A 12,224-nucleotide genomic window follows, 5' to 3' on the forward strand; every position below is an offset into this window, starting at 1 on the left:
ATTTCCCCATGACCTATTTGCAGGAAGCGAGTCGGAGCGCCATCACCGTGCCGAAACTGCAGGCGATGCGCGACGCTGGCGAAAAGATCACCATGCTGACCTGTTACGACGCGAGCTTCGCCGCGTTGCTGGATCGCTCGGGCGTCGACGTGCTGTTGATCGGCGACTCGCTCGGCAATGTGCTGCAAGGCCAGACGACCACGCTGCCGGTCACGCTCACCGACATCGCATATCACACGGCGAGCGTCGCGCGGGCGCAGCCTTCGGCGCTGGTGGTCGCCGATTTACCGTTCGGGACGTACGGCACGCCGGAAGACGCCTTCAGGAGCTCCGTGGAACTCATGCGCGCCGGCGCGCAGATGGTGAAACTCGAGGGTGGCGAGTGGCTCGCGGAGACGGTGCGCTTTCTGGTCGAACGCTCGATTCCGGTGTGTGCGCACATCGGTTTGACGCCGCAATCGGTGCATGCGTTCGGCGGCTTCAAGGTGCAGGGCAAGACCGACGCCGGCGCGAGCCAGATGCTGCGCGACGCACTCGCCGTGCAGAATGCGGGCGCCCAATTGGTCGTGATAGAGGCGGTTCCGACGCTGCTCGGCAGCGAAGTCACGAAGCAGTTGCGGATTCCGACGATTGGCATCGGCGCGGGTCCGGATTGCTCGGGTCAGGTGCTGGTGTTGCACGACATGCTGGGGATTTTCCCCGGCAAGCGGCCGCGCTTTGTGAAAGATTTCATGCAGGGGCAGGCGAACATCCAGGCTGCGGTGGAAGCGTATGTGCGTGCCGTGAAGGACGGCTCATTCCCGGGGCCTGAGCACACGTTCTGATCACGCGGTCGGATCACGGGCTACCTCGGTCGGGGGCGGTTGCGGTCGCGCCTGTTTGGGACCCGTCCGATATCGTCTGAAAACGTGGTCGTCTATCTTCGTCTACCCATTAACGCGGCGCTGCCGCGAGACGAAGAGAGATGACCATGAGCCCCTTTTGCCTGATCGACGTAGCGGAAATCCGCAACCACGCCACCGCGCCGCACGATGTGTGGGAATCCAGCTGGCACGCACGACTGCCTGGGTGGATCGCTCGCTTATTGCATGTTCGCCATGGTTGAGTGGCTCGTTGTCGGCGGCTGTGGCGGCATGCGGTATCCGAAGTTGGATGGCCTACTTACTATTGTTCGCCACGGTTGAGCCGTTCGTTGAGCGGTCGGGCGGTATGTGATATCCGAAGCAGGCAGCGTGGGGTCCTTGTTAGGCACCTTTGCCTTGCGGCAATCGCCTCTTAGTCTTAGCCCAGCACGCGCGCTTTCACCGCCCCTCGCAGTGCGTTGCACACCACAAGCGCTTCGGCATTCCGCACATCGGCGCGAGTCAGCACGCGCTCAGTCGCGTGAAGACCGGCATCCTCCAGCAACACCCCGCGCATGATCCCGGGCAGCACGCCCGATTCTAGTGGCGGCGTCCACCACCGCCCCGCCAGCTTCACAAACACGTTCGACCGGCCACCTTCGGTCAACTCGCCGTGCTCGTTGAAGAACAGCGTATCGAATGCGCCCTTCGCTTCGGCTTCGCGCCAACCGCGATCGTATTCGGCGCGGCGCGTGGTTTTGTGGCGCAGCAGCGGATCATTGGCGTCCGTCGCGGGAAAATCATGATCCGGTCCGAGCAGCACGCCGACCGTCGAGTCGGCCAGCGGCGTCAGCACTGCCGCCGTTATGTGGGCCGTGCCGTTTTTGCTCAATGCGAGGCGCAGACGGTGCGGGGTTTGCGTCGGCAATGCCGCACATTTCTCCGCGATTTGCGTGCGAATTTCGTTTTCGTCGTCGAGTTTGAAACCCAGCGTTGCGGCGCTCGCCGAAAGCCGCGCGAAATGTCGCGACAGATGCCGCACGCCCTCTTCCCGCGTCGCATACATCGTTTCGAAAAGCTCGAAGCCAGGCTCAGCGCCGGTTAGAAAGCTGGCCTTCAATTGGCATTCCGCATATTCGTCGGTGGCGACGCTGTCGAGCACGATGCCCGCGCCGACGCCCATCTTGCCATGCAACTCACCCGGTTGCGCGGCCGGGGTTAAGGTCAAGGTTCGAATCGCGACGGACAGGCAGAAGTCGCCACAAGCGGTGTTGCCGGTGGTGCCGGTGGTGCCGGTGTTGCTTGTGTTGCTTGTGTTGCTTGTGTTGCTTGTGTTGCTTGTGTTGCTTGCTGTGCTCAAGGGCGCGTCGAGCCAGCCGATCGCGCCCGTGTAAAGTCCACGCGGTGTGCTTTCGAGCGCCTCGATCAATTGCATCGTGCGATGCTTCGGCGCACCGGTAATCGAGCCGCATGGAAACAGCGCGCGCAGGATCTCGGCGAAAGACGTGCCGGCGCGCAACGTCGCATGCACGCTCGACGTCATCTGCCAAACCGACGCATACGGCTCGACCGAAAACAGCGCCGGCACATTCACCGACCCAGTCTGCGCCACGCGCGACAGATCGTTGCGCAACAGGTCGACGATCATCACGTTTTCGGCGCGATTCTTCGGGTCGTTGGCGAGGAAGTCAGCCGCAGCGCGATCCGCGTCAGGATCTTCCGACCGAGGCGCCGTGCCTTTCATCGGACGGGCGCGCAATAGCTCGCCTTCCTTCTCGACGAACAACTCCGGCGAGCACGAGAGCACCCACTCGCCGCCCGGCAACGCAATCAACGCGCCGTATGGCACCGGCTGACGCGCGCGCAGCCGCCGATAAAACGCGGTCGGCGAGCCAAATACGTCAAAACCAAGCCGGTACGTGTAGTTCACCTGATAAGAATCGCCCGCGCGGAGGGCGGCATGGATCGCATCGATCGCCTTGTTGAATTGCTGTGGATCGACGCTCGCACGCACGTTTGCCGTACCCGCCACCGATGCCTCAGCCGCTCCGCCGTCGCGCGTCATGAGCCACGCGTCGACCTCGTCGCGCGACAACTTCTCGCAACGTTCGAACAATAAAAAACGCAGCGTGGCATCGCCACGCTGCGTTTCTTTCAATGCCTCGTGAGAAAGGCCGCTGTCCAGAAGATGCCGGCCAAACTCATAGTCGGCGAGCACGACGGCATGCAAACCACGCCGTGTGTCCGCGGCCACGGTCTCACACACGACCTCAAGTTGCGCGGCGTCCGCACAAACCCGTTCATGCATAAAACCCGTGTACAGACGACTCGAACGGCGCGCCGCCGTCGCGTCGCAGTCGTCGAGCAACGCGAACACTGCGCCGCGCTCATCTGCCGTCATGCTTACCGCCACATCAAACCGCTATTAATCGAAGAAGCTCTTCACCCGATCGAACCAGCTCTTGCTCTGCGGGCTATGCCGCGCGCCGCCTTCCACAAGTGCCTTCTCGAATTGCTGCAGCAACTCGCGCTGCGATTCGGTGAGTTTGACCGGCGTTTCGACTTGCACGTGCACGTACAGATCGCCGGCAATGCTCGAACGCAGCCCCTTGATACCCTTGCCACGCAGACGGAACGTCTTGCCCGATTGTGTACCTTCCGGCACCGTGAAGCTCGCGCGGCCCGCGAGGGTCGGCACTTCGATTTCGCCGCCGAGTGCCGCCGTGGTAAACGGAATCGGCATCTGGCAGTGCAGGTCGTCGCCGTCGCGCTCGAACACCGAGTGCTGCTTGATGTGAATCTCGACGTACAGATCACCCGACGGACCACCGTTGATGCCAGGCTCACCGTTGCCGGCCGAGCGGATGCGCATGCCGTCGTCGATACCTGCCGGAATCTTCACTTCCAGCGTCTTGGTTTCCTTCACCTTGCCCGCGCCGTGGCAGTGGCCGCACGGTTCAGGGATATAGGTGCCGGTGCCATGGCACTTCGGGCAAGTCTGCTGGATGCTGAAGAAACCCTGCGACATCCGCACCGAACCCGAACCGCTACAGGTCGGGCAGGTTTCCGGCTTGGTGCCGGGCTTCGCGCCCGAGCCGTGACAGATTTCGCACGACACCCAGCTCGGCACGCGAATCTGCGTGTCGTAACCGTGCGCGGCCTGTTCCAGCGTGATTTCCATGCTGTAGCGCAAATCGGCGCCGCGATACACCTGCGGACCGGCACGGCCACCACCGCCGCGCGCGGCGCCGCCGGCCGCCTGGCCGAAGATGTCGCCGAAAATATCGCCGAACGCATCGGCAAAACCGCCGAAACCTTGCGCACCGGCTCCGCCCATGTTCGGATCGACGCCCGCGTGGCCGTACTGATCGTACGCGGCACGCTTTTGCGAGTCCGAGAGCATTTCATAGGCTTCCTTCACCTCTTTGAAATGCTCTTCCGCATCCTTGTTGCCCGGATTGCGGTCGGGGTGGTGCTTCATCGCAAGCTTGCGATAAGCCTTCTTGATTTCGTCGTCGCTCGCGTTCTTTGCGACGCCCAGAACCTCGTAGTAATCCCGTTTCGCCATATCGGTTCAACGCCACTCGCGCAATGCGACGCGGTGGCTCCTCTTGAATGCTGGAGTCTTGCGACTCGTCCGGCCGCTGTTCACACCGTTTTTACGCGGCTCAAACAACGCCCTCCATAAAACAAATGTGCCCGGAGAGCCCAAAAAGGCTCACCAGGCGCGATAACCGCTTTGCAGGTTCATGCACCCGGACGGGAGCAAACCGTTTTGCAGCCAGGCCGCACACATCGCTGTGTGCGGCTTTACGGTCAGATTGCGACCCGGCTTTAGTCTTTCTTCACTTCCTTGAACTCGGCGTCGACCACGTCGTCCTGCTGCTGGCTTGCGCCACCCGCCGATGCGCCCGCACCTGCCGCGCCCGCTGCCGCAGCTTCGGCACCTTGCGCAGCCTGCATGTCGGCGTACATCTTCTCGCCCATCTTCTGCGAGGCGGTGGCCACGGCTTCGATCTTGGCTTCGATCGCGGCCTTGTCGCTCGAACCGCTCTTCAGCGTTTCTTCGAGGTCCTTCAGCGCGGTTTCGATCGCTTCCTTCTCGCCGGCGTCCAGCTTGTCGCCGTATTCGGTGAGCGCCTTCTTCGTGCTGTGGACCAGCGCGTCACCCTGGTTGCGGGCGTCGGCCAATTCACGCAGCTTGTGATCTTCTTCAGCGTTCGCTTCGGCGTCCTTCACCATCTTCTCGATTTCGGCTTCGGACAGACCCGAGTTCGCCTTGATCGTGATGCGGTTTTCCTTGCCGGTCGCCTTGTCTTTCGCGCCGACGTGCAGAATGCCGTTCGCGTCGATGTCGAAGCTCACTTCGATCTGCGGCGTGCCGCGCGGTGCCGGCGGAATGCCTTCGAGGTTGAACTCGCCCAGCAGCTTGTTGCCCGCCGCCATTTCGCGTTCACCCTGGAACACCTTGATCGTCACGGCGCCCTGATTGTCGTCAGCCGTCGAGTAGACCTGTGCGTGCTTGGTCGGGATCGTGGTGTTCTTGTTGATCATCTTCGTCATCACGCCGCCGAGCGTTTCGATGCCGAGCGACAGCGGGGTCACGTCGAGCAGCAGAACGTCCGTGCGGTCGCCCGACAGAACCTGACCTTGAATCGCGGCGCCAACGGCGACGGCTTCGTCCGGGTTCACGTCACGGCGCGGATCCTTGCCGAAGAATTCCTTAACCTTTTCCTGCACCTTCGGCATGCGGGTCATACCGCCGACCAGAATCACGTCGTCGATTTCGCCGACCTTCACGCCTGCATCCTTGATCGCCATGCGGCAAGGTTCGATCGTGCGTTCGATCAGTTCTTCAACCAGTGCTTCCAGCTTGGCGCGCGTGATCTTCAGGTTCAAATGCTTCGGACCCGAGGCGTCGGCCGTGATGTACGGCAGGTTGATTTCAGTTTGCTGGCTCGACGACAGTTCGATCTTCGCCTTTTCAGCCGATTCCTTCAGGCGTTGCAGCGCGAGCACGTCTTTCGACAGGTCGACGCCTTGTTCCTTCTTGAACTCGCCGATGATGTAATCGATGATGCGCTGGTCGAAGTCTTCACCGCCGAGGAACGTATCGCCGTTCGTGGACAGCACTTCGAACTGCATTTCGCCGTCAACGTCGGCGATTTCGATGATCGACACGTCGAACGTACCGCCGCCCAGGTCATACACCGCGATCTTGCGGTCGCCCTTTTCGGCCTTGTCCAGACCAAACGCCAAAGCAGCCGCGGTCGGTTCGTTGATGATCCGCTTCACTTCCAGACCGGCGATGCGGCCTGCGTCTTTGGTCGCCTGGCGCTGGCTGTCGTTGAAGTACGCGGGAACCGTAATCACAGCTTCGGTGACCGGCTCGCCGAGGTAGTCTTCAGCGGTCTTCTTCATCTTGCGCAGCGTTTCCGCCGAGATTTGCGGCGGCGCGAGCTTCTGATCGCGCACTTCGATCCATGCATCGCCGTTATCGGCCTTCATGATCTTGTACGGCATCAGCGCGATGTCTTTCTGCACTTCTTTTTCTTCGAAGCGGCGGCCGATCAGGCGCTTAACCGCGTACAGCGTGTTCTTCGGGTTCGTAACCGACTGACGCTTCGCAGGCGCGCCGACCAGAATCTCGCCGTCTTCCATGTAAGCGATGATCGACGGCGTGGTGCGCGCGCCTTCCGAATTCTCGATCACTTTGACCGAATTGCCTTCCATGATCGCCACGCACGAGTTGGTCGTGCCAAGGTCGATACCGATGATTTTGCCCATTTTTACTAATCTCCTGACTTTGATCGCTGCGGGAATCGCCGTTTTTGCCCATCTGGCGGTACGGCGATCCGCTCTGAATTCCTGCCTGCACTCAACATAAGTGCGTCCGCATCGTTTTCAAGACCTCTTTTGCGATGCGGTCTTTAATTTTTTCAATCGGCCGAACTTTTGCCGCTTTTTTCACCATCTGCCGTGCTGCCGGCCACCGTGGCTGCACGAATCTTGTCCTGCGTTGCCTCACACGGCCACAGTCGCAGCCGCGGACTGCCCGAGACGGTGCACGCCGGTTACCCGATCGAGCCGCTTGCCTCGGTAAAAGAAAGATGGGTCACGCTGCAAAGCATGACCGCGGCGGCGACGACGGGAATATCGGCTATGACGGCACGTGTCAGGCGGACTGGCTGACTGGCTGACAAACGGCTTCTGCTGCGGCCCGTGCCGCAGCATGGGCTGCTTACTTCGGCGCGGCGACGGTCACGAGGGCCGGACGCAGCACGCGGTCGGCGATCACGAAGCCTTTTTGCAGCACAGCGACGACGGTGTTCGGTTCCTGATCGGCCGGCACCATCGAAATAGCCTGATGACGGTGCGGATCGAACTTCTCGCCAACCGGGTTCAAGGCGACGACGCGACCTTTCTCCAGCGCGCCGGAGAGCTGGCGCAGCGTGAGTTCGACGCCTTCGCGGACTTTTTGCAGGTCGTCGGACGAGTGCGCAACTGCGGCTTCGAGGCTATCGACCACCGGCAGCAGATGCTCAGCGAAGCTTTCGATCGCGAACTTGTGGGCCTTGGCGACATCTTCCTGAGCGCGGCGGCGCACGTTCTCTGTCTCCGCCTTCGCACGCAGGAAGTTTTCCTGCATTTCGGCAAGCTTCGCCGCGGCTTCGGCCAATGCGGCTTCCGCGCCGGTTGCCGGCGCTTCAGGCGCTGCGTTTGCAGCCGCGTCCTGCTGGGATGCCGCAGCCTCGGCGGCCTGGCGCGCGGTTTCGTCGGCGGGCGTGGGATTCTGGCTCGTCGGGTTCTCTTGCGTGTTTTCCATGTCGCTGAAAGTCGTTAAAAAGTTAAAGCTATCGGTGGCGGCAACGCGTCAAAGCGGCCGCAATTTGTGCGTTGCAAAATTGCGACAGACAACTTGGTACGTTAACGCGTATCGAAACGGCAGATGGGGCCGGAAAGACCCAATTCAAGCGCCTCTCGCGGAACTTTTCACACCGTGAGCGGCCGGCAGAAATGCCCGGTTACAACCCTTATTGCGTCGCAATCAGATTGAGATTGAGATTGAGTGCGCCCGACAAGTGGCCTATGCTCCAATAAAGCGTCGGAAAAGACACGTTAACCCTAATCTAACGTAAGCCTTACCGACATTTTTCAATCCACCTGATTCGCCTGTTTCCGTCCTGAATCTTCCCAAGGGGAGTACCGTGAAACTGACCTTTGCAATATCGGTGGTCGCATTGGTACTGATCGCGGGCACCACGACCATCTGCATGTCCGGGGCCGTCAACGATCACACCACCGAATACGGCGGTGTGCACGCGACGATGGAACAATTGTTCAATCCCCACCTGAAAGTTTGTCGATAGTGCGCCGGTCGCGCTTGGTCGGCCTGCCGTGCAAAGCGGCGGCCGGTTCGCGGTATGTCTTGCGCCGCTCCTGCTCGACCTGCCGCTTCACTTTGCTCTCTTCGGTTTCTCCATAAAGGGTCTGCGCGACGCTGGCCGGGCCACGCACGTCGCATACGCCCAGCACTTCCACCTGCCAGACAATCCGCTCGATCTCGATCTCGACCAGGTCGCCGACGCGCACATCCTTGGCCGGCTTGACATTCGCGCCGCCAATGCGCACGTGCCCTTTGTCGACGGCATCCGCCGCGAGCGAGCGGGTCTTGAAGAAGCGCGCCGCCCAAAGCCATTTGTCGATGCGCAGCTTCGCGCCCGGTTCGGTTGAAATCCTGTAATTCATGAGCCTGCTCAAGCTCCAGTCGTGTGCGGCACTGGCACCGCTTGCACGGGCCAGCCCTGCAGATTCTGCGCGACGATTTCGCCGAGCGCGGCGATCCACGGTTGCGAGGCGTTCACGCAGGGAATCCGATGGAACTCCTTGCCGCCCGCCTGCAGAAACTCGTCGCGTACTTCCATGCCGATTTCTTCAATCGTTTCAAGGCAGTCGGCGGTAAAGCCCGGACAGAACACGTCGGCACGCCGAACGCCCGCCGAGCCCAATTCCTTCAGCGTAGGCGCGGTGTACGGCTGCAGCCACTCGGCCTTGCCGAAGCGCGACTGAAACGTGATACGGCATTCCACCTGCGTCAATCCCAACGCCTGTGTCAACAGCGCGCCGGTCTGCTGGCATTGCTCGTGGTACGGATCGCCAAGATCCATTGTGCGTTTGGGCACGCCGTGAAAACTCAGCACCAGCTTGTCGCCCGCCGCGAAGTCCGGCCGGCCGTGCTGATGCCAGTAATGGTGCACCTGAGCGGCGAGCGCGGCGATATACGCCGGATGATCGGCGTACTGCCGCACCGTGCGAATTTCCGGCTGATTGCGCATGCGCTTGAGGGCTGAAAAGGCGTCGTCGAAAGCCGTGGCCGTGGTCGACGACGAGTATTGCGGATACATGGGCACCAGCAGCACGCGCTCCGCCCCCGCCAGCTTGAGCTGGTTCAGCATGGCCGGAATGCCGGGCGTGCCGTAGCGCATCGCGTAGTCGACCAGCACCGTGTAATCGTTCAATTGCAGCAGATGACGCAACCCTTCCACCTGCTTCTCCGTGAAGACGCGCAGCGGCGAGCCTTCCGGCATCCACACAGCCGCGTACTTCTTCGCTGACGCGGGGCTCCGGAACGGCAAAATCAACACGCGCAGGATCACCTGCCAGAGCAGCGCCGGAATTTCGACCACGCGAGGATCGGACAGGAACTGCGCAAGATAGCGCCGGACCGCACGCGGCGTCGGCGCGTCGGGCGTGCCGAGATTGATCAGCAACACGGCGACACGGTGTGACGTGGCGTTCTGCGATGGCCGCTCGAGGTCGAAGCGCATAGGCAGCAGGAGTAACCGCTTTGGGCGGAGAGTCGGTTCAGGTGGAATTCATTATAGCGGCGCGGTCCATTGCAAGGTCCGCCAGGGACCCCTGGCCATTCGGCCAATTGGCAAGCCGCGCGCCGTCACGCATCATGTGCAGCAAGAGGTGCCGCTGCCGGCAGATACCGCCGCTTACTGCTGACTGAGCGTCAGGGAAAGCAACCGCGCGGTGATGTCGACAATCGGAATCACGCGGTTGTAGGCCATGCGGGTCGGCCCGATTACGCCGAGCGTGCCGACGATCTTGCCGTTCACCTCATAAGGCGCGGTGACGACGCTCATTTCCTCGATCGGCACGAGATTCGACTCGCCGCCAATGAAAATCTGCACGCCCGCGGCGTGGCTCGACACGTCGAGCAATTGAAGGAGACTGGTCTTTTGGTCGAACACATCGAACAGCTTGCGCAAGCGCGCCATGTCCGACGACAGGTCGGCGACTTCGAGCAGGTTGCGCTCGCCGGAAATCAGCACGGTCTCGCCGGTATCGGATTCGTCCGTGCTGGCTGTGACCGCGGCGTGCATCAGCGTAGTCATGTCGCCGCGCAATTCGTCGATTTCTTCGCGCAGCCGGCGGCGCACGTCGTCGAACGAAAGGCCCGCGAAGTGCGCGTTGATGTAATTGGAGGCTTCCACCAGTTGCGACGGAGAAAAGTCGCGCTGGGTTGCCATGATGCGGTTCTGCACGTCGCCCTCGGGCGTCACGATGATCAGCAGGATGCGCTTGTCCGACAGGCGCATGAATTCGATCTGCTTGAACACGTGGCTGCGCCGCGGCGTGAGCACCACACCGGCGAACTGCGACAGATTGGACAGCACGCTGGCCGCCGCGGCGACGATTTTCTGCGGCTCGCCGGCCTGCAGCGTGGTTTTGACGGTGCGCATCACCGCTTCTTCGTCGGCGGCGGATTCCACCGTCAGCATGGTGTCGACGAACAGCCGGTAGCCGCGCGGCGTGGGAATCCGGCCCGCCGAAGTATGCGGACTGATCACGAGCCCCAGGTCCTCGAGATCGGACATCACGTTGCGGATCGTTGCCGGGCTCAGTTCGAGGCCGGAATAGCGTGACAACGTGCGCGAGCCGACCGGCTGACCTTCGGCGATGTAGCGCTCGATCAGCGTTTTGAGGAGGGTCTGTGCGCGGGGATCTAGCATGACGGAAAATTTTAGCTCAATGAAACGACTACAGCGAGCGCTAACGGCGCCAACCTCTGGCTATCGCACCGCCGGTTGGCGGAGTGAAGCCTGTTATTCTGTGCGGCGCCTTGACTGGCGCTGGGTCCAGCGTCATCGCCGGCGTGTCGCCCAGGCTCATGCCCTGCGGCTCGCCGGCCACCATTGTGCCGGGTCCGCTGGCGGCACGCCGCCGGACTCCAGCCGGCGCGCATGTCATCAAGGTTTCACCATTCTAACGATAATCGCCCAATACGCTGCCAGCGCACTTGCGCCGGCCTGCTACCGGGTCTGCCTGCGGTTCTTTTCAGGCCCTACCTATGGTGTAATGCCGGCATGCAAGTGACCAGCCAGTTCAAGACCGTCGCGCTCGTCGGGCGCAACAATACGCCGGGCATTGGCGAGCCGCTAACCGCGCTCGCCTCGTGCATCGCGAGGCGCGGCTTCGAGGTCGTATTCGAAGCCGACACCGCCGCCGAAATCGGCGTCACCGACTATCCGGCGCTGCGTCCCGCCGAGATCGGCGCGCGCGCCGACGTTGCCATTGTGCTAGGCGGCGACGGCACGATGCTAGGCATTGGCCGTCAGCTTGCGCCCTATCGCACGCCGCTGATCGGCATCAACCACGGGCGGCTCGGCTTCATTACCGACATTCCGATCTCCGACATGCGCGAGATCGTGCCGCAAATGCTCGCCGGCAACTTCGAGCGCGAAGAACGCATGCTGCTCGAAGCGCGCATCATGCGCGACGGCACGCCGATCTATCACGCCCTTGCCTTCAACGACGTGGTGGTCAACCGTAGCGGTTTCTCGGGGATGGCGGAGCTGCATGTCTCGGTGGACGGGCGCTTCATGTACAACCAGCGCTCGGACGGCCTGATCGTCGCCACGCCCACGGGTTCGACCGCCTATGCACTGTCGTCGCAGGGGCCGATCCTGCATCCGCAATTGCAAGGCATCGTGCTGGTGCCGATCGCGCCGCACGCGCTGTCGAACCGGCCCATCGTGCTGCCGGACGACTCGAAGGTGAGCATCCAGATCGTCTCGGGCCGCGAAGTAAACGTCAATTTCGACATGCAGTCGTTCACTTCGCTGGAATTGGCCGACACGATCGAGGTGCGCCGCTCGCGTCATACGGTGCCGATGCTGCACCCGGTCGGCTACAGCCATTTCGCGACGCTGCGCAAGAAGCTGCACTGGAACGAATACCCGTCGCACGAAGAAGATCCCAAGCCCTGAGCGGCCGGACCGCCGGAATACGGAACGCCGGCCCCCGGATGGCCTGCCCCCGAAACGCCAGCCGCCGGAAGGCCGGTTCTCGGAAGGCCCCCGGAAGGTCGTC

The 12,224-nt window shown here is 62.0% G+C and carries 10 protein-coding genes; 3 read left to right on the forward strand and 7 right to left on the reverse strand.

Translation table 11 applies throughout. The features are described 5' to 3' along the window. Positions 1-8 precede the first annotated feature (8 nt). A complete protein-coding gene (gene panB, locus PQQ95_RS03595; RefSeq protein WP_408434963.1) occupies positions 9-824 on the forward strand; it encodes a 3-methyl-2-oxobutanoate hydroxymethyltransferase in 816 nt (271 codons plus the stop codon). Between the two features lie 457 nt (positions 825-1,281). Here the strand turns inward: panB and PQQ95_RS03600 are convergent, their stop codons facing one another. The 4 genes from PQQ95_RS03600 to grpE all read right to left on the reverse strand — a co-directional run bounded on the left by PQQ95_RS03600 (position 1,282) and on the right by grpE (position 7,668). Next, positions 1,282-3,243 carry a chorismate-binding protein gene (locus PQQ95_RS03600; protein WP_408434964.1) on the reverse strand — a complete coding sequence of 654 codons (1,962 nt, stop codon included), beginning with the start codon at positions 3,241-3,243 and terminating at the stop codon, positions 1,282-1,284. 24 nt (positions 3,244-3,267) lie between these two features. Continuing rightward, positions 3,268-4,410 carry a molecular chaperone DnaJ gene (dnaJ, locus tag PQQ95_RS03605; protein WP_175052138.1) on the reverse strand — a complete coding sequence of 381 codons (1,143 nt, stop codon included), beginning with the start codon at positions 4,408-4,410 and terminating at the stop codon, positions 3,268-3,270. 266 nt (positions 4,411-4,676) lie between these two features. Further along, positions 4,677-6,629: a molecular chaperone DnaK gene (dnaK, locus tag PQQ95_RS03610; RefSeq protein WP_408434966.1), complete on the reverse strand. Its 1,953-nt coding sequence runs from the start codon at positions 6,627-6,629 to the stop codon at positions 4,677-4,679. 454 nt (positions 6,630-7,083) lie between these two features. Further along, positions 7,084-7,668 carry a nucleotide exchange factor GrpE gene (gene grpE, locus PQQ95_RS03615; RefSeq protein ID WP_408434968.1) on the reverse strand — a complete coding sequence of 195 codons (585 nt, stop codon included), beginning with the start codon at positions 7,666-7,668 and terminating at the stop codon, positions 7,084-7,086. Positions 7,669-8,050: 382 nt separating this feature from the next. On the opposite strand from grpE, the gene PQQ95_RS03620 reads away from it, so the two are divergent. Next, positions 8,051-8,212, forward strand: coding sequence for a hypothetical protein (locus PQQ95_RS03620; RefSeq protein ID WP_012431795.1), 162 nt, complete (start codon positions 8,051-8,053; stop codon positions 8,210-8,212). Here the strand turns inward: PQQ95_RS03620 and PQQ95_RS03625 are convergent. From PQQ95_RS03625 to hrcA, 3 genes are all read right to left on the reverse strand, one after another. After that, complete coding sequence (locus PQQ95_RS03625) at positions 8,184-8,591, reverse strand: RNA-binding S4 domain-containing protein (protein ID WP_408434969.1); 408 nt, start codon at positions 8,589-8,591, stop codon at positions 8,184-8,186. The two genes, PQQ95_RS03620 and PQQ95_RS03625, sit on opposite strands and share 29 nt — an antisense overlap. A gap of 8 nt (positions 8,592-8,599) precedes the next feature. Then, complete coding sequence (gene hemH, locus PQQ95_RS03630; protein ID WP_408434971.1) at positions 8,600-9,670, reverse strand: ferrochelatase; 1,071 nt, start codon at positions 9,668-9,670, stop codon at positions 8,600-8,602. A 174-nt stretch (positions 9,671-9,844) separates the two neighbouring features. Further along, complete coding sequence (gene hrcA / locus PQQ95_RS03635; protein ID WP_120346113.1) at positions 9,845-10,864, reverse strand: heat-inducible transcriptional repressor HrcA; 1,020 nt, start codon at positions 10,862-10,864, stop codon at positions 9,845-9,847. A gap of 354 nt (positions 10,865-11,218) precedes the next feature. Here hrcA and PQQ95_RS03640 point away from each other — a divergent pair, with 354 nt between their 5' ends. After that, complete coding sequence (locus PQQ95_RS03640; protein WP_408434973.1) at positions 11,219-12,121, forward strand: NAD kinase; 903 nt, start codon at positions 11,219-11,221, stop codon at positions 12,119-12,121. Positions 12,122-12,224 lie beyond the last annotated feature (103 nt).

It is taken from the genome of Paraburkholderia caffeinilytica (assembly GCF_046030355.1).
GTDB lineage: Bacteria > Pseudomonadota > Gammaproteobacteria > Burkholderiales > Burkholderiaceae > Paraburkholderia > Paraburkholderia caffeinilytica_B.